This is a genomic window from Haloarcula pellucida, from assembly GCF_014647235.1.
Lineage (GTDB): Archaea > Halobacteriota > Halobacteria > Halobacteriales > Haloarculaceae > Haloarcula > Haloarcula pellucida.
In genome coordinates this window covers 46,431-71,508 of sequence record NZ_BMOU01000002.1, presented here as the reverse complement: position 1 = coordinate 71,508, position 25,078 = coordinate 46,431, and the positions used below count along the sequence as shown (strand labels likewise).

The window sequence follows — 25,078 nt, the reverse complement described above, 5'->3', positions numbered from 1 at the left end:
CAGTCACGCCGAAGTGTGTTAAAGACTAGCGTGAGAAGAGGCTGTTGTGGACCGGCGCGAAGTCCGAGGGTTCGTCCTCGCTCTCCTGTGTGTCCGAGACGGCGTTACCGTGCAGGCCCTCCTCTAAGAAGTCCGAGAGCGGCGGGCCGACGCTGTCGGGTTCGACGAGGAAGGCGTCGTGACCGTAGTCCGAATCGACGACGTGGTGGGCGACGCCGGTGTCCGTCTCCCGCAGGGCGTCTGCGAGCGACTCAGACTGCTGGGTCGTGAAGTGCCAGTCCCCGGTAAAGGACATCACCAGCGCCTCGCCGTCGAAGGCCGCTAGCGCGTCGGCGTCCGACTCGAACCCCGAGGAGAGGTCGTAGTTGTCCATCGCCCGCGTCAGGTAGAGATAGCTGTTGGCGTCGAAGCGTTCGACGAACTTCGAGGCGTTGTAGTCGAGGTAGGACTCCACGTCGCGGTACGGGAAAAAGCGCCCGGCGGGGTCGGTGGGGAACGCGCGTTCGGCCTCCCGCGTCGCGGCGCGGCGACCGAACCGGCGCTCCATGCTCGACTTCGAGAAGTACATCACGTGGCCGATCTCGCGGGCCAGCGCCAGTCCATGGTCTGGGTGCTCGCCGCCGTCGGACTCGGCGTAGTAGTTCCCGCCGTTCCAGTTCGGGTCGGTAGTGATGGCCCGGCGTGCGATGCCGTCCAGCGCGAGACACTGCGGGTCGAGTCGACCGGCGGCGGCGATGGGCACGATCTTCTCGACGTGGTCCGGGTGGCGTTTGGCCCACTCCAGGACGTTCATGCCGCCGACGCTGCCGCCGACGACGGCGTACAGCGCGGGGATGCCCAGTTCGTCCAGCAGTGCGCGCTGGGCGTCGGTCCAGTCGGCGACCGTGACGGGGGGAAACGCCGGCCCCCACGGTTCGCCCGTCTCGGGGTTCGTACTCGACGGGCCCGACGAGCCATAACACGACCCCGGGACGTTCACACAGACGACGAAGTACTCCGTCGTGTCGATGGCCTTGCCCGGGCCGACGATGTCGTCCCACCACGCGTACGCCTGATCGCCCTCCTCGAAGCGGCCACGCGAGGCGACGTGGGCGCTCCCGGTCAGGGCGTGACAGACCAGCACGGCGTTGTCGCCCGTAAAGTCGCCGTACGTCTCGTAGGCCAGTTCGAGGTCGGGGATGGTCTCGCCACACTGGAACTCGAACTCGCCGATCGAGACGGTCTGTGACTCGACAGTCATGTGGCTCGCTCGATGGCCGCGTCGACGTCCGCGAGGATGTCTTCGGGGTCCTCGATGCCGACGCTCATCCGGACGAGGTCCGGGCTGACGCCGCTTTCGCGCTGTTCTTCCTCGGAGAGTTGGGCGTGGGTGGTCGACGCGGGGTGGATGACCAGCGTCTTCGCGTCGCCGATGTTCGCGAGGAACTGCGCGAGGTCCGTCTCCTCGCAGAACTGTCGGCTGGCGGCGTACCCGCCCGAAAGGCCGAACGTGACGACGCCGCCGAATCCGCCGTCGAGGTACTCTTTGGCGAGGTCGTGGGTTTCGTGGCTCGCCAGTCCGGGGTAGGTGACCCACGACACCTCGGGGTGGTCCTGTAGGTGTTCGGCGACGGCGAGCGCGTTCGAGCAGTGTCGCTCCATCCGAAGCGAGAGGGTCTCGCTGCCCTGCATGGTCGCCCACGCGTCGAAGGGCTTCTGTCCGTCACCGAGCGCGCGCAACCCACGCTGGCGGGCCGCCATCGCGAAGGCGCGGTCGCCGAAGCGCTCGGCGAAGTTCGCGTCGAACGCCGGGTTCTGGCCGCCCATCTCGGGGTACTTCTCGGGGTACTCGCCCCACGGGAACGACCCGCCGTCGGCCAGCACGCCGCCGATGGTGGTACCCGACCCGTGAATCCACTTCGTCGTCGACTCCCAGACGATGTCGGCACCGTGGTCCAGCGGTCGACAGAGCGCTGGCGTCCCGAACGTGTTGTCCACGAACAGGGGGACGCCGTGGTCGTGAGCCACTTCGGCGATGTCTTCGAGGGGCGGGACTACGAGCGACGGGTTCCCGATGGTCTCACAGTGGACGTAGGCGGTGTCGTCGTCGATAGCCTCGGCGTACGCGTCGGGGTCTAAGGTGTCGACGAACCGGGCCTCGACGCCCCGTCGGCTGGCGGTGTTCGCGAGATAGGAGTGCGTGCCGCCGTAGATGGACGAGGCCGAGACGACGTTGTCGCCGGCCGACGCCAGCACCGTCGTCCCGGCGTCCAGCGCCGCCATCCCGGACCCGGTGGCGACGGCGTCGACGGCGTTTTCGAGCGACGCCAGTCGGTGTTCGAGCATCCGGACGGTCGGGTTGTCGAAGCGCGAGTAGACGTTGCCGTCGTCTTCTAAGGCGTAGCGGTCGGCGGCCGTCTCCGCGTCCTCGAAGACGTACGAGGACGTCTGATAGATGGGCGGGGCGCGCGCGCCCGTCGCCGGGTCCGGTTCCTCCTGCCCGGCGTGGACGCATCTCGTCCCGAATCCGTAGCGGTTAGTCATGTGCAGTATGCATATATCTCTACGTATCTATAACCACGAGTTACGGCAAAACTCTCCCCGTGTGGTGTGATATCTTGTCTGAGTGGCCGGTGGTTCGGCAACGCAGCCGGGCAGGGCTGCCGGCCTCGGAGGATACAAACCGCTGGCACTGAAAGAGCGACCCGATGACCGACGCCGACGAGACAGTCCGCTGCTGGCTGGTCGAACGCTCCAGTTACGGCGACGAGCGCATGGTGACGCTCGTCTATGCCACGCCCGAGGGCGACCGCCACGTGACCAAGCAGTTCTCGACGAACCTCCTGATGAAAAAGCGCGTGACCGCCGCCATCGACGTCGAACCCGACCGCCTCGAACCGGTCGGTGACGAGGACACGCTCGAACGGTACGCCACCGAAGCACAGCGGATGGCAGCGACGAGCGACCCGGACGAGGAGGTCTGAACGACTTCGTTGCGCTACCTGTCGGTCTGTAACACGAAAGACTATACCGGAGGGCGGCACAACCGGCGCGTATGACCGCTATCGAACTGGACGGCGTCCGCAAGGAGTTCGGGGACGTCGTCGCCCTGAACGGAGTGGACCTCACGGTCGAGGAGGGTGAGGTCTTCGGCTTTCTCGGACCCAACGGGGCCGGGAAATCGACCACGATCAACATCCTGCTCGACTTCGTTCGACCGACAGCGGGGTCAGCGACGGTCCTCGGTCACGACGTCAACGAGGAGTCGAAAGCCATCCGCGAGCGCATCGGCGTCCTCCCCGAAGGCTACGACGTCTACGAACGGCTGACCGGGCGCGAACACGTGGAGTTCGTCATCGAGTCGAAAAACGCCGACGACGATCCGATGGCACTGCTCGAACGCGTCGGCGTCGCCGACGCCGCCGACCGCCGGGCCGGCGGCTACTCGAAGGGGATGAAACAACGGCTGGTGCTGGCGATGGCACTCGTCGACGAACCCGACCTCCTCATCCTCGACGAACCGACGACGGGACTGGACCCCAACGGCGCCCGCAAGATGCGGGACCTGGTCCGCGAGGAGAGCGAACGCGGCGCGACCGTCTTCTTCTCCTCGCACATCCTCGGACAGGTCGAGTCCGTCTGTGACACCGTCGGCATCCTCCAGGACGGCGAACTCGTCGCGAAAGACAGCGTCGAAGGCCTCCGCGCGGCCGCACAGGGAGACATGAAACTCGTCGTCACCGTCGGCGACACGGACGGCCTAGACGCCGCCGTCGAGGACGTGCGCTCTCTTCCCGAGGTGTCCGGCGTGACGATGGACACCGACCGGATCACCGTCAACTGCGACGGCGACGCGAAGATGACCGTCCTCAACACCTTCGAGGAGTCCGGCGTCGCCGTCGAGGACTTCGAGACCCAGGAGGCCTCGCTGGAGGACCTCTTTACCGCCTACACCGAACGGCAGGAGGTAGAGGCATGAGCACCGCCGACGAGGGCGGCCTCGCTGGCCTCGACCGTCTGCTCAGGAACACCTTCGAGTGGTACACCGTCTCGAAAAAGGAGTTCAAGGACGCCATCCGCTCGAAGGGCCTGTGGCTGCTGGGCCTCATCTTCACGACGGCGTTCATCGCCCCCGTCGCGCTGGCGCTGTACTTCGACATCGGCGTGGGCCAGCAGGGACAGGGGCTGGGGATGCAACTCCTGCTCTCGCAGGTGTACCTGAACATGGTGACGTTGCTGTTGCCCATCGTCGCCATCTTCCTCGGCTTCGCCGCCATCTCGAAAGAGCGCACGTCGGGGTCGCTGAAGCTCCTGCTGTCTCTCCCGCACTCCCGGAAGGACGTCATCATCGGGAAGGTGCTGGGTCGGTGTGCGGTGCTTGGCGTCCCTCTCGTCGCCTCGCTGGCCATCACCGCCGTCTTCCTGACCGCCTCGCGACTGACGTTCAAACCCGAACTGTTCGGCCTGTTCTCGTTCTTCACGGTGGTGTTCGCGCTGGTGTTCGTCGCCATCGTCGTCTCCATCTCCGGGGCCTTCAAGAAGAGCCTCTGGTCGGGCGCCGCGAACTTCATCGTCTACTTCTACTTCACGTTCCTCTGGAACGCCGGCGCGAACGGCGTCGGGAACATCCTCTCGAACGAACTGGGCGTCACCGGCGCCATCCGCTGGCACGTTGTCCTCCTGTTGAAACTCGTCAACCCGAATCAGGCCTACAAGACCCTCGTCAACTCGATGCTCGGGTCCGGCGAAGCGCCCGCGCTGTCGGCCCGCTACGGGATGTTCAGGCAGGGGGAAGAAGCGAGTCGGACCATCTGTGCCGACGTCCTCAACGGCGCCCCGCAGGCCCAAGAAGGCGTCTTCGGCACGATCATCACCTGCGCGCCCGGGTCGGGGTCGCTGCCGTTCTACTACTCCGACCCCGCAGTCGTCGTGTTCATGCTCGCGTGGATCGGTATCGCCGCGAGCGTCAGTTACTACACGTTCAACCTCGCGGACCTCTAGAACGGTCAGCCAGTTCGTTTTCTACTGTCGCGATGGCGACTGGGTCGGTGGACCGCCAGAAAGCTCCCGGCCCCTTTCAGTCCCACCCAACTGTGTAACACCGGTCACCTCGGCAGTTCCGAAGTCGGTCACTCCACGTCGACGCCGTACTCCCCGAGTTTGGCCTCGAACCCCTCGCGGCCGTCCAGCAGTTCGACGTCGTTTGCCTCGGCGTCCTCGCGCTTTCGCTGGCCGGCGTTCTCGCCGACGACGAGGAAGTCGGTGTTCCCCGAGACGCTGCTGGTCGCCGAGCCACCGTTGCGCTCGACGACGTCCTGTGCGTCCCCGCGCGTGAGGCCGGAAAGCGATCCCGTGAACACGAAGGTCAGGCCCTCCAGTGCGTCGCCGCCGGTGGCCTCGGCGGCCTGCGGGTCGACGTGGTCGAGTAGTCGGTCCAGCACCGCGCGGTTCCCCTCGCTCTCGAAGAACTCGACGATGCTCTCGGCGACTTCCGGGCCGACGTCGGGGACGGCCTCGAACGCCTCGCGGTCGCCGTCCTCACCCGCTTCGAGAATCGCCTCGAACGTCCCGAACTCCGCTGCGAGGTTCCGTGCGGTCACGTCTCCGACGTGTGGGATGCCGAGTGCGACGACGAAGTTCGCGAGCGGCGGGTCCCGGGCGTCGTCGAGTTCGTCGACGAGGTTCTGCGCGCTGGTCTCGCCCCAGCCCTCCAGTTCGGCCAGTTCGTCGACCGAGAGGTCATAGAGGTCGGCGGCGTCGTCGACGAGACCGGCGTCGAGGAGGTGTTCGACGGCCTTCTCTCCGAGCCCTTCGATATCGAGGGCGTCCCTGCTGGCGTAGTGCTCGATGGCGCGTTCGCGCTGGGCGGGACAGGAGAGGCCGCCGGTGCAGAACGCCATCGGGCCGTCGCGCTCGACGGCGCTGTCACACACCGGGCACGTCTCCGGGAACTCGAAGTGGCCCTCGCCCGACTTCTCGACCACCTCGACCACGTCCGGGATCACGTCGCCCGCGCGCTTGATGCGCACGCGGTCACCGACGTCGACGCCGAGTTCCTCGATGAGCGAGGGGTTGTGCAGCGACGCGCGGGTGACGGTGACGCCGCCGACCTCGACGGGGTCCATCAGTGCGACGGGGGTCAACCGTCCCGTCCGACCGACCTGCACGACGACATCCCGTACCGTCGTCTCCTCCTTCCGGGCGGGAAACTTGTAGGCGAACGCCCAGCGCGGCGCGCGACTGGTCGTCCCCAGCAGGTCACAGGCCTCGATGTCGTCGACCTTCAGGACGACACCGTCTATCTCGTAATCGAGGTCGTCGCGGGCGTCGAGTTGCTCGTCGCGGTAGTCGATTGCAGCCTCGATATCGTCGACGACGGCGGTGCGGTCACAGACCCGCAGGCCCCACTCCGGGAACCGCTCGTGGAGTGCGCTGTGGCTCTCGAACTCGACCGAGGCATCGAGGACGCCGAAGAAAAACACCGAAAGCGGGCGCTTTGCAGTGACACTGGGGTCCAGTTGGCGGAGCGTCCCGGCGGCGGCGTTCCGGGGATTTGCGAAGGGGTCTCGTCCCGCCTCGACGCGTTCGCGGTTGTACTGCGTGAAGGCCTCGCGTGGCATGTACACCTCGCCGCGGACGGCGAGGAAGTCGGGGTAGTCCCCGCGCAGGCGCTGGGGGACGCTGGCGACGGTGCGGACGTTCTCGGTGACGTCCTCGCCCACCTCGCCGTCGCCGCGGGTAGCCGCCCGCTGGTACTCGCCGTCCTCGTAGACGACTTCGATCGAGAGGCCGTCGAACTTCGGCTCACAGAAGTACGCTACGTCGCCGTCGTAGTCCGCGTCGGCCAGCCGTCTCCGCACCCGTTCGTCGAACGCCCGGGCGTCCTCGGCCTCGCCACCTTGGTCGATAGACTGCATGGGCGCGACGTGTTCAACCTCGCCGAGTTCGTCGAGCGGTTCGCCGCCGACGCGTTGCGTGGGGCTTCCCTCGGTGTCGAGGTCGAACACCGATTCGAGTGTCTGCAGGCGCGAGAACAAGGCGTCGTAGGTCCGATCCCCGACGACCGGGTCGTTCTCGACGTAGTAACGGTGGTCGTGATACCGGACGGCCTCGCGCAACTGGGCGGCCTGCTCGCTGGCCTCGGCCTCGCTCAGTTCCTCGACGGGAGCGAACTCCGTCGGTGGGTCAGAGACGTAGGGGTTGTCGGTCTCGTCTTCGAGGGCTGCCATCGCCGGTACTGAGAGAGCCACCCACTAATACTGCCCGCTGTGCGTATGGCATCGGCGACGTCGTCTCCTCATACGCCGGCTGGACCATCTCGAACGGAGTCGCCACCCCGGCGTGTCGCCGTCCGGATCGGCAGCTATCGGTGACGAGTCAGGGCCGACCGTCGCAGCGACCGCTCAGCGGGACGCCGATTCGGCGATGGGGCGCGCCGACACAGTGCCGTCGCCCGTGAGTGTCACAGTGAGTCCCTCGTGCGTGAACGAAAACCGGCGATCCGGGTCGCCGTCCGCGTCCCCAAAGAGCGTGTCGAGCGCCCCCGAATCGACAGAGTCGTACAGCGGCGTTCCCTCGGTCGGCTCCGTCCCGGTCGCGGCAGCGATCACCTGCACGACCGCCGTACTCGGTGCGGTCACCGACCAATCGAACTGCTTGCTAACGGGCTCACCACGTGCTCGCTCTCGGGTATCGGCAGTGAAAGAGTGGCTCATATCGGATACTACCGGCGGTTTAGCCCGTTCGGAGATAAGTATTGACGTGCCATTTCAACAGCTGAGAACGCCACCCCGGACACGGCGGGACGGGTGCCGTTGGCTGTCCCGCCGTGGATCTAGTCGAGCGATGGACGAAAGAGAGTCCGGTCGGCCTCAATCGCTGCCGCTCGCGCCGGTCTCGTCGGTAAACGACGGTGAGCCGAGACGCGCCGGGTCGTCCCGGTCGACCGCGATGGCCTCGACGTTGGCAAAGAAGAACCCGGCGAAGCCGATCCTGATGAGCAGTCCCATGTACTCGCCGATCACGGCGATGACGAACGAGTCGAACACCCCCGCGACAGAGAGGAGCGAGGAGACGACGAGCATCCCGATGAGGAACAACAGGAGGTTCCGAGCCTTCCAGTGGAGGAGTCGTTGTCTGTCGGGAACGTCGGCCGCGCGTCGCCATATCGGCCCGAGTAACAGGTACGCCATCAGGACGTGTCCGAGGACGACGGCGGCAAAGCCGGCGAGGCCGACGACGCCGCCGACGATCGCCCCGCCGTTGAATCCGATAACCTGTATCGCCGGGATGGCGGCGGCGACGGCGAGCATCCGCCGGGACTCCCCGGCCAGCGCTACTGCAACCACCCACAGCACCGTGTACGCGACGAAGTCGTCGAGGATGCCCGGGACGGTGAGTTGGGTCCCGCCGAGGGAGAAGAGACCGGCCGCCATCAGCGCGGACATCACCGTCGAGAATCCGACGACTGCCACCACCGGATAGCAGTACCGACGGTGAGACGACGGGATGCGACTGAGCCAGCCGAGAAACACGAGAAACGCAACGGCGGTGACGGCCACCGAGACGCCGTAGACGGCAGATTGGCTAATCATCGTCGTCCCCCACACTCTGTTGCTCGGTGGGTGGTCCCGGTTCGGCCGTCTCGCCGTGATCGGCCTCGCGCGTCTCGAAGGCCGACAGGCGGTCGATGAGTTCCTCGGTGCGCTCCGAGAGGTCGTCGGCGCGGCGGCGCACGTCGCTCATCGTCCCCGCGGTCTCCTCTGCGGTGTCCGCAAGCGCGTGAGAGCGGTCGGCGACGTCGGCGGCGGCCTCGCCAACGGTGTCGATGGTTGCGGCCACCTCCTCGGTGGCGGCCGCGCCGTCGTCGGTCGCTCGGGCGATCTCGCCCATCGCCTCGTCGACGTCGTCGACGGTATCGCTGAGTTGTGCCAGCGTCTCCCCCGCGTCGGTGACCGTCTCGACGGTGGCGTCGATGCGGGCTCTGGTGGCGTCCATCTCGTGGCTCACCTCGTCGACGTCCGACCGAGCGCCGGCGATGATGCCATCGATTTCGTCGATGGCGTGTTGGGTCTCCTCGGCGAGAGTCTTGACCTCGTCGGCGACGACGGCAAAGCCCGCACCGCCCTCGGTGGCGTGTGAGGCTTCGATGTTCGCGTTGAGCGCGAGGATGTTGGTCTGTTCGGCGATGTCGTCGATGATGCCGGTCGTCGACTCCACGTCGTGCATCCGGTCGTCCAGTTCCTCGACGAGGGCGTCCAGTTCGGCGATAGCGGTCTCGACGTCTTCGATGGATTCGATGGCATCGGTGATGCGTTCCGCGCCGGTCGCACCGACGTCGGACGCGCGCCCGGCCTGCCGCGCCACCTCGTCCGTCGTCGAGGCGACCTCCTGAATCGTCGCCGAGAGGTCGTTCGTCTCCGAGACGGCGGTCTGGAGTTGGTTCGCCTGCCCCTCGATGTCCCGCGCCAACTCGCGGATATCGCCTGCCAGCGACTGGTTGAGTCGCTCGACGTCGGCCGCGTCGTTGGCGACGGAGTCGCTGGCGCTCTCGACGTCGGTGGCGAACTCGCGGATCTCGTCGACGGTGTCAGAGAGCCCGTAGGCCATCTCCTCGTACGCGACGGCGATTCGCTCGATGGCGTCGACCTCGACGTCCGTCTCTAGCTGCTGTGTGAAGTCTCCGTCTGCGGCCGAAGTCATCGCGTCCCCGATGACCGTCGCGTGCTCGATGAGCGTCTCGTTGAACGCTTCGGCGTCTCGTCTGGCGGCTTCTGCGTCCTCTCGGGCGTCCTCGGCCGATTCGCGTGCCGCCTCTGACTCGTCGAGAGCCTCGCTGAGCGAGCCACGCATGTTGTCGAACGCCGTGGCGAGGTGGCCGAACTCGTCGGCCCGGTCCACGTCGGGACTGGCCTCGAGGTCGCCGTCCTCGATGGCCTCCGCGGCACCGGTCAGTCGCCGGAGCGCGACGGCCGCGTTGCCTCCGAGGACGATGCCGAGCAACCCGAGGTTGAGCGCGACGACGAACAGCGTTCCGGCGATCGCCGACAGCCCCGCCCCCGTGTTCGCTGCGTGAATCGCAAAGAGCGTGCCAAACGCGAGCGTCACGATCAGCGTGGCGGCAAGCGCCGCGCCGATGCGCCTGCTGTAGTGGCCAGCTATCGGTTCCAATCCGCGTGTCGTCTCCATAGCGAAGAGAGTCCGGAAGACGGATTTATATCTACGCCTCACAGTATACGTTCTGATAACGGTGGGACTCGCGCGGTTCCTGTGATCAGGTCTCCAATCGAGACAGCCGGCGCTCCCGTTGGGAGACGAAAGCGACCAGCAGAACCGACGATGGTGGCCGCTTCACGCGACAGCCGGATCGTTACAGTCCAGCGACGTCCTCGATAGCGTCTGTGAGTTCCTTGATGCTCTCGACGGTGTGTTCGCCCATGTGGCCGATGCGGAACGTCTTCTCGCCGAGCGCCGACCCGTAGCCGTTCGAGAAGACCATGTCGTACTCCTCGGAGACGGCCTCGATGGTCGCGGCGACATCGATGCCCTGCGTGTTCTCGATACAAGAGACCGTCTGGGAGCGATACCCCTCCTCGGCGAAGAGGTCGAAGTGCTCGCGGGCCCACTCGTGGACGTACTCGGTCATCTCCGCGTGGCGCTGGTCGCGGCCCTCGTGACCCTCTTCGAGCATGTACTTCATCTGCTTGCGGTAGGCCAGCATGACGGGGATGGCGGGCGTGGAGTGGGTCTGGCCCTTGCGGTCGTAGTAGTCGAGACAGCGCTGGAAGCCGCCGTACCACGACGCCGACTCCGTGTCTACTTCGCGGTCGTAGGCGTCGTCGCTGACGACACAGACCGCGAGGCCGGGCGGCATGGCGAAGGCCTTCTGGGTCGAGGCGAAGATGACGTCGATGTCGTGTTCGTCGATATCGACGTAGTCGCCACCGAGCGCGGAGACGGCGTCGACCACGAAGTAGGTGTCCGGGTACTCCGCGACGACGTCGCCGATCTCCTCGATGGGATTGCGGACGCCGGTCGAAGACTCGTTCATCACCGTCGCCACGACGTCGTAGTGCTTGTCGCTCTGCTCTAGGGTCTCGCGAATGTCCTCGGGTTTGATGGCCTGTCCCCACTCGTACTCGAGGCGGTCGACGTCCTTCCCGAGTCGTTCGGCGACGTTGGCGTGGCGCTCGCTGAAGCTACCGCAGGTCGGCACGAGGATGTTCTCGTCGACGAGGTTGAGCGTCGAGGCCTCCCAGAACTCGGTTCCGGAGGCCGTCAGCACGATGACCTCGTTGTCGGTGCCGAGGAACTCCTTGGTGTCCTCGACGATGGTCGTATAGAGGTCGGTCATCCGGTCCATGCGGTGGCCGAACATCGGCTGGGCCATCTCCTGAATGACGTCCTCACGGACTTCGGTCGGGCCGGGGATGTACAGCGTCTTCTCTGGGTAGTCGCCTGTGTATTCCTGTTTCTTTGTCACGGAAGCCACCTGATAGGTGGAGTCTCGTCGTCGGAGGCCATGGTAGTTTTGATACCGGTGTGTGTCACTGCGTCATCCGACGGGTCGCGAACAACACCAGTCCCGCGTACACCACCGGCCCGAACAGGTCGAGGACACCGAACCCGACGAACCCCGACAGCAGGGCCGCGGCCAACCACAGCACGAGCGGCACGACTGCGAGGACGGTGCCGCCGTCCCGGAGAGCGTCGTCGACGGAGGGCTGACGGGACGCGTACAGGCCGACGCCGACGGCGGCCGCCAGATACAGCAGCGTCACGCCGGCCGGGGAGACGAGCGGGACCGTCACCAGCGCGACCAAACCGAGGACGATGCCGACCACTTTCGGGCCGTTCTCTCGCATTCGGAGGGCTCGGATCGCGCCGTCGAGGTCACCGGCATCGAGCGCCGCCTCGAAGTCGGCCGCGTCGTCGCTGCCGTAGCCGACGACGCGTCCCCCGTCGGCGTCGACCGGCGTCTCGAAGTCCTGCCCGCAGTGCATACACCACGTCGCCGTCGCACTGACCTTGCCGTCGCAGTACGGACAGCGGGGGTCACTCACCATACCTGTCTGTCGGGGCGCTGACGAGATAGCCGTTTTGCACGGGGGAGCATTGAAATCGGATGATCCGCATACACGGTGTATGGACTGGGTCGAACGGGCCGGGGACCTCCTCTACGACGGCGAGACGATACGGGAGCAGGTCCGGGTGGGCAACGGCGGCGTCGTCGTGACGAGCCACCGTCTGCTGGCGTTTACCCCGGACCGTGACGGGCCGAACTTCCGGCAGGTCGACCGGCCGAACGTGGACGGTGTCGACCGGCAACGCGCCGGAAACGTCGACTTCCTCGAACAGGGCGTGAAAGCGCTCGTCGTCGGCGCCGTCCTCGTCGCGGCCGGGCAGATGGTCAGCCTCGATAGCCTCGTGGCGGGCGTCTCGCTCTCCGGCGTCGGCAGCGCCGGCGCGATGGGCCTCGGTGGGATGCTCGGACTCTTAGAGGGGATGCTCCGGCTGATGGCCCAGCTTGACGACCTGATGACGCTGTTCGGTGGGCTGGCGCTGGCCGTCGCCGCCGTCGCCCTCGGCGTCTACCTCTGGAGCCGCGAGCGGTTGCTCGTCGTCTCGGTGGCCGGCGGCGACGACGTCGAACTCCCGGCACCCGACGACGACGCCGTGCTGGAACGAGTCCGGGCGGCGATCCGACCGGATACGCCGCCGTCCGACACCACCCAACCCTCGGCCCCGGACGACCCGCTGGCGTGACGTTCAACTCCGCCGAGCGCTAACCCGGAGGCGATGGACCCAGACGGCGTGTGCGCGCGAGCAGGTGACCTCCCCCGAGAGCCCGGCGTCTACCAGTTCGAAGACGAGGAGGGCCGGGTGCTGTACGTCGGGAAGGCCGTGGATTTGCGTGACCGCGTGCGCTCGTACGCGGACCCGCGCAGCAACCGTATCGCGAAGATGGTCGAACGGGCCGCCGTCGTCGACTTCGCGGTGACCGACACGGAGACGCAGGCGCTGTTGCTGGAGGCGAACCTCATCAAGCGCCACCGGCCGCCGTACAACGTCCGCCTGAAAGACGACAAGTCCTACCCGCTGGTCCAACTCACCGACCACGCCGTCCCGCGCATCGAGGTGACCCGCGACCCGGCCGACGGCGCCACCGTTTACGGCCCGTTCACCGACAAAGGGCGCGTCGAGACGGTCGTGAAGGCCCTGCGGGAGACCTACGGCTTGCGCGGGTGTTCGGATCACAAGTACAGCACCCGCGACCGGCCCTGTCTGGACTACGAGATGGGTATCTGCACCGCCCCCTGCACCGGCGAGATCGGTGAGGCCGACTACGCCGCCGACGTCGAGAGCGTCGAGCGGTTCTTCGAGGGCGAGGTGGGGGTGCTCGCGGACCCGCTCCGCCGGGAGATGGAGACCGCCGCGCAGGAACAGGAGTTCGAGCGCGCGGCGAACCTGCGGGACAAACTCGGTGCCGTCGAAGCCCTCCACGGCGAGGGCGACGCGGCGGTCAGCGACGCCGGCGGCGCCGCCGCGACGGACGTCCTGGGCGCCGTCGTCGAGGGCGACCGGGCCGTCGTCGCCCGCCTCCACGCCGAAGGCGGAAAACTCGTCGAGCGGGAACGCCACACGCTCGACGCCCCCGACGGCGAGGGGCCCGAGGGCGTCTATCGGGCCTTCATCACCCAGTACTACGCCGAACGAGAGTTCCCCGGCGCGATTCTGTGTGCAGAGGACCCCGCCGACGCCGAGATAGCGCGGTGGCTCGAACGCGAGGGCGTCGAGTTGCGAGTGCCCGGTGCCGGCCGGGAAGCGACGCTGGTCGACCTCGCGCTGAAGAACGCCAGACAGCGCGGCGGGGCCGACGACGAAGTCGGTGCGCTGGCCGACGCGCTGGGTATCGACCGGCCCGAACGCATCGAAGGGTTCGACGTGAGCCACGCGCAGGGCACGAGCGTCGTCGGGTCGAACGTCACCGTCGTCGGCGGGAGCGCCGAGACGTCCGACTACCGCCGGAAGAAACTCACCGAGCGCAACGACGACTACGCCAATATGCGCGAACTGGTCCGCTGGCGGGCCGAGCGCGCCGTCTCAGGTCGGGACGACCGGCCCGACCCCGATCTGTTACTCATCGACGGCGGCGACGGACAACTGGGCGCGGCCCGCGACGCCCTCGCCGAGACGGGGTGGGACGTCCCGGCCGTCGCGCTGGCGAAAGACGAGGAACTCGTAATCACGCCGGACAGGGGTCCCGCGAGCGCAGCGAGTGGGACCTCGTCGCAAGCGGAGCGAAGCTACGGTGTGTACGACTGGCCCGACGACGCCCCGCACCTACACCTCCTCCAGCGCGTCCGCGACGAGGCCCACCGCTTTGCCGTACAGTACCACCAAACCCTCCGAGACGAGGTGTCGACGGCGCTGGACGACCTCCCCGGCGTTGGCCCCGAGACGCGCAAACGACTGCTCCGTCGCTTTGGCAGCGTCGAGAACGTCCGCGAGGCCTCGCCCGAGGAACTGACCAGCGTCGACGGCGTCGGCACAGCGACGGCGGAGACGATTCGCAGTCGGTTAGGCTGATTCTGTATCGCAGATAGTGATTTATCGCGTTCTGCGGGCGGACTGCGTGAGTCGGCGCTGAGACGCGTCACTCGTCGAAATCTATCGACTCAGCGGTTTTCCCGCCGACGTGACTCGCGGGTCACCAGCACACGCCGTCGAGCAACGCGACCGAGGCCCACGCGTCGAGGCAGACGGCACCCACGTACCGAGGCTGACTGGGCGAAAACGAGGCGGCGCCCACACGTCCGCAGAGTCCGAGACGGCGGACACCGTCGGGCGGCGTCGCCGAGACCGAGCGCACCGGGAGGGCAGTGAAACCACGCGCCCAACAGCGGAATCGACAGTACCGGCGAACAGCGGTTTCGCGACACGGAGACCGCTCCGCCCGCGTGTGCTGGCGTACTGTCCACCGAGCACACGCCCACGAGGAGGGCTCTCAGAAGCCCGCCCCACAGCACCGCTGCGAGGGGTGCGGCGGCCAACACCCCTCGCGGTCCACCGAGTCGCGCTCCGTCGCCAGCACAAAGAGCGTGGAGTTCGTTCCGCCCCGTCGTCGCCGAGGGGACAAGGCCCGGGAGAACAGCCCTCAGCGCGTCTCGTTGCCGCATCGCGCTGTCGATAGCGGTTCGGGAGGGACACACCATCACCGAGTTATAAACTGCTATCCGCGATATAGAATCAGACATCGTTCGGCCACCCCGTCCTGCGAACCGGCGCGAGCAGAAGGCGTTTGGCCGTCCCGCCCGTACGACCGGTCGATGGACGCAGGTCGGCGAGTCGTGCTGGCGATACTCGGCGTCGCGTCGCTCGTCCTGTACGTCGCGGCTGCGGTGGTCGGCTATCGATTTCTCAGAGCGGTGTGGGCGTCCCGGCCGTCGCCGGTGGTACTGGCAGGGGCGCTCGTCGGGACGATGCTCGTCCTCGGGGTGGTGAGCTACTGGGTCGGGACGGCGCGGCTGAAACGGTCGCTGGACGCGGTGGTGCTGCCGCGTTCGCGTGCCCCCGAGACGTACCGACGGTTCGACGCGCTCACGGCGCGGATGAGCGCCGGAACGCCCACGTTACTGGTCGCTCGGCTGCCGGTTCCCAACGCCTTCGCCGTCGGCGGGTTCGGGGCGGCCATCGTCGTCGACCGGCGGCTGTTCGGGTACCTCTCGACCGACGAGATGGAGACGCTGTTGGCCCACGAACTCGCCCACCTGGAGCGGCGGGACGCGCTGGTCCAGACGCTGGCCTACACCCTCACACAGGGACTCGTCGGCGTCGTCAGCGGGGTGCTGTTCCCCGTCGTCGTCCTGATCGGCGGCATCGCTCGGGCGTGGGCGCTGATACGCGGACGCCCCGAAGACTGGTCCCGCTCGTGGCTCGCTCGCACCCAGCGCACCGCCTTCCGACTGGTCGCACTGCTGGGACTGGCCGTGACGCTGAGCGTGCTGGCGTACGCCAGACGGCGGGAGTGGGCGGCCGACGACCGTGCCGTCGAGGTGACCGGGAAGCCACTGGCGCTTGCGCGGGCGCTCCGGACGATAGAGCGCGTCTCCACGCCGGATATGGGCCCGCTGACGCCGCTGTACGTCCACGGCGACGACGACGGCCCGCTGTCGAACCTCCTGTCGACGCACCCGCCGATGGACGACCGGGTGAAGCGACTGCGCGAACGCGCCCGACAACGGCAGCCACCCGGGCCGCGGCGGTCCTGATCACTCCGCGAGGAGGTCCGACAGCGTCCGTCGGAGGTCCGCGCTCCCCGGACTCTGGGGGACCTGTGCGAGGATGTCTGTCCGGAGGCCCGACAGCGCCTCGTCGACGCCGAGACGGTCCAGGCGATGGCCGTGTTTCAGCGCGACCCGCGGCGAGACGTCGAACAGGAGGTCCTGCTTCCCGATCGTCGAGTGCGTGATAGCGAGCGTCTCGACGGCGCTCTCGACGAATCGGTCGCGAGCGTCGGGCGCTCCGACGCCGTCGAGTGATGCGGCCAGCAGGCGTTCGAGGCGCTCGGTTCGGTCCTGCAGTGCGGGCGGCGCGTCGAGGACGGTGGTCCCGTCTGGCTGTTCCGGGGTCATGCTGTCGCGGGGGGCGTACGAGAGGACGGCGCCGCTGACCGGTTCCGTGGCGTCGGGAAGCGGCGACGTCAGGCGCTTCGAGGGACGCGTGTCCGTGAACACGACGAGGGCGTTGGCCGGGTCGCCCGACACCGGGTCGCCGTCGCCTGCCGACTGGGGTGGCTGGTCGTACCCCCGCCGGAGTGCCTCGCGGAGCGTCCCCGGAATCGGGCCGGTGTCGCCCCGGAGTTCGACGTGGACGACGACCGGGCCGTCGGCGCTCCCGTCGAGGACGCGCCACAGCGTCGCCACGCCGTCGCGGGCGAGCGCGGACAGTCGGAAACACGGACAGTCGCGGTCGGCGGCGAGCAGTCTGGCGAGCGTGATGCCGCGCCAGCCGGTGAGGTCAGGGACGTAGAACCAGGGAACGGCGTGAACGGGGCCGACGGTCGGGTCGCCGGCACCGGGGCCGAAGCGGTCGGGGACCAGATCGAGGTACGCGTCGAGCGTCCGGCGTTCGCGGGCGAAGTAGTCGGCGACGGCGGCCGGAAGCGTCGTATCGAGGCGGTCGTGCTGTGGAACCGGAGCCATGTGTCCACGCGTTGGATCGACGGGTGGAAAACAGTGGCTCTAGTGAACCTGCCGCGTCTCAGGGTCGTACTCGACGATATCGGAGGCGGCCAATCGAGGGAGGTGGTTGTGATGGAGTGCGATAGCCGCGCGTTCGACGGCGGACGGGTCAGCCATCGCCGTATCGGATTCCCGTGTCGCGACTTCCGTCGCTAGTTCGTCGAGGTGGACCGGGCCGGGCCGGTCAGAAAGCACGTCGAGAGCGATGCGGCGACGCTCGTCGGTCAGGAGTCGGTGGCGGTCGCTGTCGGTCAGTTCGACCGCACCCACGAGTGTACCGTCGGTGTCGCTGTGTATCTGAGTCATGAGTCTCTCGCCAATCCAGTCGGATTGTGGGCGTACGCTGTCCAACGCACTACGCGGGGGTAAGGATGGTCTAGAAGATTTTAGGGCGGTACTGTGGACACCGCGCGGTTTTGGCGGCGGACCACACCGCTCCGCCCACGGACTGTCGCGCACGCCGACACGAATCGGTCGACCGCCGACGCACCGCGGTATGACTCCGCCGGCGGAGTCTATAACGGGCTGGCGTCGCTACCCGAGAACATGACTCGACACTCGTTGACCGAGGCCCTCCGAGAGACGCTCGCACTGTTCGACGGAGCGGGGACGCCCGTGACGACCACGGAGGCCGCCGAGCGACTCGGCCTCGGTCGGCGGAGTACCTACGACCGCCTCGACAGACTCGTCGACCGCGGTCGTCTCGATACGAAGAAAGTCGGCGCGAGCGCCCGCGTCTGGTGGCGACCGCCGTCGGACGACCCCGCCGGAGAGGCGGACGCCGACAGAGTGTTCGAGACGGCCCCCGTCGAACTGGTGGCCGTCGCCGCCGACGGGACCGTCGACCGCGCCAACGCGCGAGCGAGGCGCGCGCTGGGCCTCGACGGGTCGGCGGGGTCGGCGACGACGGCGTTGGAGTTCTACGACGAGGGCGGCGACTCGCTCCCGCCGGCTGATCATCCCATCCGGACTGTCCTCGAAGACGACGCGACCGTCACCGATCGGCTACTCGGACACGAGACGCCGAACGGGGACCGTCGGTGGGTACGGCTCACCGCGTCGCCGGTCGCGGCCGGGGACAGCGACGGAGCGGTCCTCGCCTGTACGGACGTCACGTCGCTGCGGCGGACCCAGGCCGAACTCGAACGCCACCGCGAACGGGTCGAAGACGAACTGCGAGAGGTGTTCGAGCGAATCGACGACGCCTTCTTCGCGCTCGACGAGGAGTGGCGGTTCACCCACGTCAACGACCGGGCCGCGACGCTACTCGACCGTTCGGCCGACGAACTGGTCGACGAGAGCGTCTGGGACGCGTTCCCGGAGGCGGTCAATTCCCAGTTCCAGACGGAGTACGAGCGGGCCTTCGAGACGCAGGAGTCCCGGTCGTTCGAGGCGTACTACCCGCCGCTCGCGACGTGGTTCGAGGTCACCGCCTACCCCTCCGAAACCGGGCTCTCGGTGTACTTCCGGGACGTGACCGACCGCGTCGAGCGCGAGCGGGAACTCGAACGGTACGAGACCATCGTCGAGACCGTCGAGGACGGCATCTACGTCGCTGACGACGACGGCCACTTCACCCACGTCAACGAGAGCTACGCCTCGATGGTCGGGTACGACCCGTCGGAACTCGTCGGGAAACACGTCTCGGCGGTCGTCGACGACGACGGCGTCCTCGCGGAGGCCAAGCGCCTCGAACAGGAACTTGCGACGGGCGAACGGACGCAGGCCGTCCTCGAAGCGGAGTTGGAGACGGCGGACGGCGATACGTTCGCCGGCGAAGCGACGTTCGCGCTGTTCGAGACGGAGGACGGGTACGAACGCGTCGGCGTCGTCCGCGACGTCACCGACCGCACGGAACGCGAGCGGGAGCTAGAACTGTACGAGAGTATCGTCGAGACCGTCGACGACGGTATCTACGCGGTCGATACCGACGGCGAGTTCGTCCTCGTCAACGAGCAGTTCTGTGAACTGACGGGCTACGAGGAGGCGGAACTCCTCGGGGCAGACGCGACGACAGTCCACGGCGAAGTGGTGTCGGCGACGGCCGAGTCGATAGCCGACGAAGTCGTCTCGGGCGGCCGGGGCGTCGCGGGGTTCGAACTCGACGTCCAGACGAGTGACGGGGACACCGTCCCCTGTGAGAGTCGCTTCTCGCCGTTTCCGCTCGACGATGGGTTCGGCCGCTGTGGTGTCGTCCGGGACATCTCCGACCGCCTCGACCGGGAGGACGAACTCAAGCGTCGGGTCCACCAGCAAGAGGTCGTGACGGACCTCGGCCAGCGAGCGCTCGCAGACCGGGACGTAGACGCACTGATGGCGGAAGCCACCGAACTCGTCGCCGAGACGCTCGACAACGAGTACTGCAAGGTCCTCGATCTCGACGCCGAGGCCGAGGAACTGTCGCTCAGAGAGGGCGTCGGCTGGGACGACGGACTCGTCGGGTCGGCGACGGTGTCCGCCGTGGCCGACGACTCGCAGGCGTCCTACACGCTGGCGTCGTCCGCTCCGGTCGTCGTCGAGGACCTGACGACGGAACGGCGCTTCAGCGGTCCCGACCTGCTGACCGACCACGACGTCCGGAGCGGTATCAGCGTCATCGTCGGGCCGCAGGACGACCCGTGGGGGATTCTCGGGACCCACGACACCGCCCGCAGGGAGTTCACCGACCACGACGTCAACTTCGTCCAGTCGATCGCAGCCATCCTCGCCTCGGCAATCGCCAGACACGACGACGAACAGGAACTGGTTCGCCAGCGCGAGCGCCTCGACGCGCTGAACAACCTCAACGAGGTCGTTCGCGAGATCACCGAGGCGGTCGCCACCCAGTCGACCCGCGAGGAGATAGAGCAGACGGTCTGTGAACACCTCGCCGACGCCGACTCCTACCAGTTCGCGTGGATAGGAGAGGGCGAGAGCACCTCACAGCGCGTGGTCTCGCGGACCGAGGCCGGCGTCGACGGGTACCTCGACGGCATCGAACTCTCCGTCGACCCGGACGACGACCGGATCGAAGGCCCGACTGGCGAGGCGTTACGCACGGGCGAGGTCCGGACCCGACAGGACATCACGACCGCCAAGCGCTGGGCGGACCACGCCGACGCCCACGGTTTCCGTGCCTCGGCCGCCGTCCCGATTACCCACGAGGACACGATGTTCGGCGTCCTGAACGTCTACACGGCCCGCTCGAACGCGTTCGAGGGCGAGGAGCGAGTGGTCATCGGACAACTGGGCGACATCGTCGGACACGCCATCGCCGCCACCCAGCGAAAGCAGGCGCTGATGAGCGACGAAGTCGTCGAACTGGAGTTTCACGTCCCGGATATCTTCGAGACGCTCGACATCGGCACCGGGACGTGTGGGACCATCAGTCTCGACCACGCGATTCCCGTCGCCGACGACGAGTACGTCGTCTACGGGTCGGCGACACCTGACGCCACCGAAAGCGTCCGTACAATCACCGACGCCGTGCCACACTGGGAGTCGGTGACGTTCCGGGAGAACGGGGACGAGTTCGAGGCCCGTCTCTCGGAACCGCCGGTGCTGTCGGTGGTCGCCTCAGTCGGGGGGTTCGTCGAGTCGGCGGTCATCGAGGACGGCGACTACCGGATGACGATTCGCGTCTCGCCGACGGTCGACGCACGCCAGATCATCGACGTCGTCACGGACGCGTATCCCGCGGCGCAACTCCTCAAGCGTCGACAGCGAACGCGGGACAGCGACGACCGCCTCCAACGAGAACTGACCGAGGCGCTCACCGACAGGCAGCGAACGGCCCTCGAAGCGGCCTACCACGCCGGGTTCTTCGAGTGGCCGCGGGACGCCTCCGGACAGGACGTGGCGGACTCGCTCGGCATCGCCGCGTCGACGTTCCACCAGCACCTCCGCAAGGCCGAGCGCAAGGTCCTCGACCGGTGTCTCACCACCGCGATACCGACCACGGCGTAGGCCGTCGGCGGCGGGCAGGTCGGAGGTCCGTGGTCGACCCTCACAAAATAGGCGCGTTCCACTTCCACGATGAACCCAAATGGATAATACATGAGTATCAATCAGGGACAATCTGCGCGCCGTGTCCTCTACGTCGGCGCCGAGTCACTGTGGGCCGACGGGTTGCGGTCCGCGGTGGGCGACGCCGGCGAGGCGCGCGCCGAACGTACCGTCAGGACGGCCGCGGACGCCCTCGAGGCCGTCGAGAGCGAGTCGGTAGCGGCCGTCGTCGCACAGTACGACCTGCCCGACGGAGACGGACTCTCGATGCTCTCTCGCTGTCTCGATGCACACTCCGGCGTCCTCACGATACTGGTCGCCGAGGAGTGCTCCCGGTCGCTGCTCGAGCGGGCCTACGAGGCCGGCATCGACGAAGTCGTCCACTACACCGGGCCCGAGAAGCGGCGCCTCCTCAGCCACCACCTCCAGAACTACCTCGGGACCGACGAGTCCGCCACGTGGCAACCGCGGTTGAGCGAGCACATGACGTCGCTCGCCACGACGATGTCCGACGCGATACTCTCGGTCGACGAAGAGAGCGTCGTCCGCTATGCCAACCCCGCCGTCGAGGACGTGTTCGGCTACGAACCGGAGGCGCTGCTCGGCGAACCGCTGACGGTACTGATGTCCGACGAACTCGCGGCGCGACACGTCGCGGGGATGCAACGCTACCTCGCGACGGACGAGCGAACCATCGACTGGGACGACGTCGAACTGGTCGGCCAGCACAAGGACGGCCACAGTATCCCGCTCAGCATCTCGTTTTCGGAGTTCCGCGTCGGGTCCGACCGGTACTTTACGGGCGTCATGCGTGACATCACCGACCGCAAACGGCTACGGGCAGAGCGGGAACTGTACCACGATACCACTCAGCGAATCCTCCAGGCCGATTCCTTCGAGGACGGCCTGCACGTCGGCCTCGAGGCGGTCGGGTCGGCGATGGACTGGCAGTACGGGGAAGCGTGGGTCCGGTCTGCGGAGGACCACCTCGAACGCGTTCCCGGATGGTACGTCGCGAGCGAGTCGGCCGAGGCGTTCGCAAACGCCACGTCACCCATCTCCTTCGAACCGGGGTCCGGCCTCGTCGGCCACGTCTGGGAGTCCGGGTCGCCCGAGTGGGTGACCGACATCACCACCGACGAGGCGCCGTTCGTACGGGCGTCGGCCGCCGACGACGCCGGTCTGCGGGCGGCCCTCGGCGTCCCGATACTGAGCGACCACACTGTCGTCGCGGTGATGGCGTTCTTCCTGGACGAGACTCGGGAACCCGACGAGGCGATGATCGAAGCGACGACGACCGTCGCCGCGGACCTCGGTCGATTGCTGCGGCGCCTCAAGACGGAGACGGCCCTTCGGGAGGAGCGAGAGCTGAAAGACCGCATCCTAGAGACGAGTCCGGTCGGTATCGTCATCGTCGACGAGGACGACACCTTCCGGTACATCAACGACCGGGCGGCCGACATCATGGGCATCGACGCCTACGAGGGGCCGGTCACGGAGGCGGCGCTGGACGCCGAACTGTTGGGCTTCGAGGGCGTCCCCGTAGACGAACACCGGCGGCCGCACGACCGGATCATACAGGACGGCGAGACGATCGGCGGCGAAGCGCTGCTCAGAATCGACGGCGAGACGCGGTGGCTGTCGGTCCGCGGGGCACCGTTACGCGGCGAGGAGGCCGCGGTGACTTCCGCGGTGTACTCCCTGCAGGACGTAACCGACCGGAAAGAGCGAGAGCGCCGCCTCCAGCGACAGCAGGCGGTGATGCAGACGGTCCGTGACGGCCTGTACGCAGTCGACGCCGAGGGGACGTTCGTCGCCGTCAACGACGCCTACACCGAACTCACCGGGTACGACCGCGAGGAACTCGTCGGAAGCCACGCCAGCGAGTTCGTCGATGCGCGAGTCACCGACGAGGCGCGTTCCCTGCAGGCAGACACCGATGCCAACGGACACGAGAGCGCCACGTTCGAAGCGGTGTTGACCACGGCAGACGGCGGGCAGGTCCCTATCGAGACCCACATCTCGCCGTTCGAGTTCGACGACGAGGGCGACGGATGGGTCGCCGTCGTCCGGGACATCACGGACCGAAAGCGCCGCGAGGAGCGACTCGCCAGCCTCAACGAGATCGGACAGGCCCTGACCGCCGCCGAGACGGCGGGCGAAGTGGCCGACATCGTCGTCGGCGGGGCCAGAGAGATACTCGACCTCCCGCTGACGACCGTCCAGTACTACGACGAGGCGGCCGGACGGCTTCGTTCGGCCGCCCAGACGGCGGCACTCGAAACGCTCGTCGGCGACGGGCCGGTGTTCAGTTCGGACTGGGGCGTCCCGTCGCAGGTGTACGCGGAGAGTGAGGGGCGGGTCGTCGCCGACCTCGAACAGGACGACAGCCTCGACGAGGACGAGACGCCCCTAGAGAGCGCCATCATCCTCCCGGTCGGGACCCACGGCGTCTTCATCGCTGGAGCGACGGAGACTGACGCGTTCACCGACGCCGACGTGATGGTCGCGAAGATCCTCGTGGCGAACGCCGTCGCCGCCCTCGACCGGGTCGACCGCGAGCGGGAACTGCGGGAGAAGACCGCCCGACTGGCGGAACACAACGAGTCGCTCCATCGCATCAACCGACTCAACGACATCATCCGCGGGTTGACCCAGGAACTCACACAGGCCGCGACGCGTGACGACATCGAGCGGGCCGTCTGTGAGAACCTCACCGACGCCGATCCGTACGTCTTCGGGTGGATAGCCGAGCAGCGAGCGAGCGGCACCGACGTGGTCCCGCGTGCGAGTTCGGGCGACGACGAGGGGTACCTCGAGTGGTTCGTCGACGCGGACGCGCCGGCGAGCGACGAGACGCCGACCGAAACCGCCATCAGAACCCACGAACCCGTCGTCGAGAACAACCTGCACGCAGACCCGCCCCTAGAGCCGTGGCAGACACAGGCGCTCAAGAGCGGCTATCACGCCAGCATCGCCGTGCCGCTGATGTTCCGTGAGACGGTCTACGGTGTTCTGAACCTCTATGCGGACGAAACCGGCACCTTCGACGGGATGGAGACGGCGGTACTCGCCGAACTGGGCACGATGATAGGGTACGCCATCAACGCGATAGAGCGCAAGAAGGCCCTCGTCAGCGACGGCGCCGTCGAACTCAGGTTCACTGTCGACGACGAGACGATCCCTCCACTCCAACTTTGCAAAGCGACCGACAGCGAGTTCGAGTTCGACGAACTGGTCCAACACAGTGACGGCAGCATCCGGGTGTTCTTCACCGTCACCGGGTCCGATCCCGAGGCCGTCTACCGGTACAGCGACGAGATACCGTCGGTCCACGAGGTCAACTTGCTCACGAAACACGACGACACGTGTCGGTACGAGGCCATGGTCGGCGATTCGGGGTTCCTCGCGGAACTCGTCGCGTACGGCGCGCACCCGACGGCGGTGACCGCCAGCGCCGACGGCGGAGAGGTGTGTGTCGAGCTACCACAGAGTGGCGACGTGCAGTCGTTCGTCCGGATGTTCCTAGAGCGCTACGAGGGGAGCGAACTGGCCGCGCGAACCGAACGAGACACCCCCGTCCAGACGCTCGCGGAGTTCGAGGCGAACTTCCGGGACCGACTGACAGAGCGACAGCGAGAAGTGCTGGAGACGGCGTACTTCAGCGGGTTCTTCGAGTGGCCGCGGGAGACGACCGGACAGGAGTTGGCGGAGATGCTCGACATCTCGCAACCGACAGTCAGCCGACACATCCGAACCGGGGAGCGAGAGCTGTTCGAGTTGGTTTTCGACGGCGACGATTAACCGAGGCTAGGTATCTAGCACCCGGATTCGGCTCGGCGGTATATCCTTATCGAGAGCGGCTATGTAAG

18 protein-coding genes are annotated in these 25,078 nt (G+C 67.3%); 8 read left to right on the top strand and 10 right to left on the bottom strand.

Going from position 1 to position 25,078, the window contains the following annotated elements:
- Positions 1 to 25: 25 nt before the first annotated feature.
- On the bottom strand, positions 26 to 1,240 hold the full coding sequence (gene metX / locus IEY28_RS07005; protein ID WP_188995827.1) for a homoserine O-acetyltransferase MetX: 1,215 nt from the start codon (positions 1,238 to 1,240) through the stop codon (positions 26 to 28).
- A complete protein-coding gene (locus IEY28_RS07000; protein ID WP_188995826.1) occupies positions 1,237 to 2,523 on the bottom strand; it encodes an O-acetylhomoserine aminocarboxypropyltransferase/cysteine synthase family protein in 1,287 nt (428 codons plus the stop codon). The genes metX and IEY28_RS07000 overlap by 4 nt, the downstream gene beginning before the upstream one ends.
- A gap of 164 nt (positions 2,524 to 2,687) precedes the next feature.
- On the opposite strand from IEY28_RS07000, the gene IEY28_RS06995 reads away from it, so the two are divergent.
- The 3 genes from IEY28_RS06995 (at position 2,688) to IEY28_RS06985 (ending at position 4,980) form a co-directional block, all read left to right on the top strand.
- Positions 2,688 to 2,963, top strand: coding sequence for a DUF7967 family protein (locus tag IEY28_RS06995; protein ID WP_188995824.1), 276 nt, complete (start codon positions 2,688 to 2,690; stop codon positions 2,961 to 2,963).
- A 71-nt stretch (positions 2,964 to 3,034) separates the two neighbouring features.
- Positions 3,035 to 3,958: an ABC transporter ATP-binding protein gene (locus IEY28_RS06990; protein WP_188995822.1), complete on the top strand. Its 924-nt coding sequence runs from the start codon at positions 3,035 to 3,037 to the stop codon at positions 3,956 to 3,958.
- On the top strand, positions 3,955 to 4,980 hold the full coding sequence (locus tag IEY28_RS06985) for an ABC transporter permease (protein WP_188995820.1): 1,026 nt from the start codon (positions 3,955 to 3,957) through the stop codon (positions 4,978 to 4,980). The genes IEY28_RS06990 and IEY28_RS06985 overlap by 4 nt, the downstream gene beginning before the upstream one ends.
- Before the next feature lie 128 nt (positions 4,981 to 5,108).
- Here the strand turns inward: IEY28_RS06985 and ligA are convergent, their stop codons facing one another.
- From ligA to IEY28_RS06955, 6 genes are all read right to left on the bottom strand, one after another.
- Positions 5,109 to 7,208, bottom strand: coding sequence for an NAD-dependent DNA ligase LigA (gene ligA, locus IEY28_RS06980; protein ID WP_188995818.1), 2,100 nt, complete (start codon positions 7,206 to 7,208; stop codon positions 5,109 to 5,111).
- A gap of 174 nt (positions 7,209 to 7,382) precedes the next feature.
- Positions 7,383 to 7,694: a HalOD1 output domain-containing protein gene (locus IEY28_RS06975; protein ID WP_188995816.1), complete on the bottom strand. Its 312-nt coding sequence runs from the start codon at positions 7,692 to 7,694 to the stop codon at positions 7,383 to 7,385.
- Between the two features lie 156 nt (positions 7,695 to 7,850).
- Positions 7,851 to 8,573 carry a bacteriorhodopsin gene (locus IEY28_RS06970; protein WP_188995814.1) on the bottom strand — a complete coding sequence of 241 codons (723 nt, stop codon included), beginning with the start codon at positions 8,571 to 8,573 and terminating at the stop codon, positions 7,851 to 7,853.
- Positions 8,566 to 10,167 (bottom strand): methyl-accepting chemotaxis protein, encoded by a 1,602-nt coding sequence (locus IEY28_RS06965; protein ID WP_188995812.1) that lies wholly within the window; start codon positions 10,165 to 10,167, stop codon positions 8,566 to 8,568. Before IEY28_RS06965 ends, IEY28_RS06970 begins: the two co-directional genes overlap by 8 nt.
- Positions 10,168 to 10,348: 181 nt before the next feature.
- Positions 10,349 to 11,461 (bottom strand): pyridoxal-phosphate-dependent aminotransferase family protein, encoded by a 1,113-nt coding sequence (locus tag IEY28_RS06960; protein ID WP_188995810.1) that lies wholly within the window; start codon positions 11,459 to 11,461, stop codon positions 10,349 to 10,351.
- Between the two features lie 64 nt (positions 11,462 to 11,525).
- The gene (locus IEY28_RS06955; RefSeq protein WP_188995808.1) at positions 11,526 to 12,044 is read right to left on the bottom strand and encodes a hypothetical protein; all 519 of its coding nucleotides are present in this window, start codon (positions 12,042 to 12,044) and stop codon (positions 11,526 to 11,528) included.
- Between the two features lie 79 nt (positions 12,045 to 12,123).
- On the opposite strand from IEY28_RS06955, the gene IEY28_RS06950 reads away from it, so the two are divergent.
- The 3 genes from IEY28_RS06950 to IEY28_RS06940 all read left to right on the top strand — a co-directional run bounded on the left by IEY28_RS06950 (position 12,124) and on the right by IEY28_RS06940 (position 16,250).
- Complete coding sequence (locus IEY28_RS06950) at positions 12,124 to 12,744, top strand: hypothetical protein (RefSeq protein ID WP_188995805.1); 621 nt, start codon at positions 12,124 to 12,126, stop codon at positions 12,742 to 12,744.
- Between the two features lie 33 nt (positions 12,745 to 12,777).
- Positions 12,778 to 14,568: an excinuclease ABC subunit C gene (locus IEY28_RS06945; RefSeq protein ID WP_188995803.1), complete on the top strand. Its 1,791-nt coding sequence runs from the start codon at positions 12,778 to 12,780 to the stop codon at positions 14,566 to 14,568.
- A gap of 740 nt (positions 14,569 to 15,308) precedes the next feature.
- Positions 15,309 to 16,250: a M48 family metallopeptidase gene (locus IEY28_RS06940; RefSeq protein ID WP_188995801.1), complete on the top strand. Its 942-nt coding sequence runs from the start codon at positions 15,309 to 15,311 to the stop codon at positions 16,248 to 16,250.
- Here IEY28_RS06940 and IEY28_RS06935 read toward each other — a convergent pair whose 3' ends face one another.
- Positions 16,251 to 17,183, bottom strand: coding sequence for a hypothetical protein (locus IEY28_RS06935; protein ID WP_188995799.1), 933 nt, complete (start codon positions 17,181 to 17,183; stop codon positions 16,251 to 16,253).
- A 39-nt stretch (positions 17,184 to 17,222) separates the two neighbouring features.
- On the bottom strand, positions 17,223 to 17,528 hold the full coding sequence (locus IEY28_RS06930; RefSeq protein WP_188995797.1) for a DUF7344 domain-containing protein: 306 nt from the start codon (positions 17,526 to 17,528) through the stop codon (positions 17,223 to 17,225).
- Positions 17,529 to 17,768: 240 nt separating this feature from the next.
- Between IEY28_RS06930 and IEY28_RS06920 the strand changes: the two genes are divergently transcribed.
- Both IEY28_RS06920 and IEY28_RS06915 read left to right on the top strand, forming a co-directional pair.
- Positions 17,769 to 21,167, top strand: coding sequence for a PAS domain S-box protein (locus IEY28_RS06920; protein WP_220639472.1), 3,399 nt, complete (start codon positions 17,769 to 17,771; stop codon positions 21,165 to 21,167).
- A 90-nt stretch (positions 21,168 to 21,257) separates the two neighbouring features.
- On the top strand, positions 21,258 to 25,010 hold the full coding sequence (locus tag IEY28_RS06915; RefSeq protein WP_188995794.1) for a PAS domain S-box protein: 3,753 nt from the start codon (positions 21,258 to 21,260) through the stop codon (positions 25,008 to 25,010).
- Positions 25,011 to 25,078 lie beyond the last annotated feature (68 nt).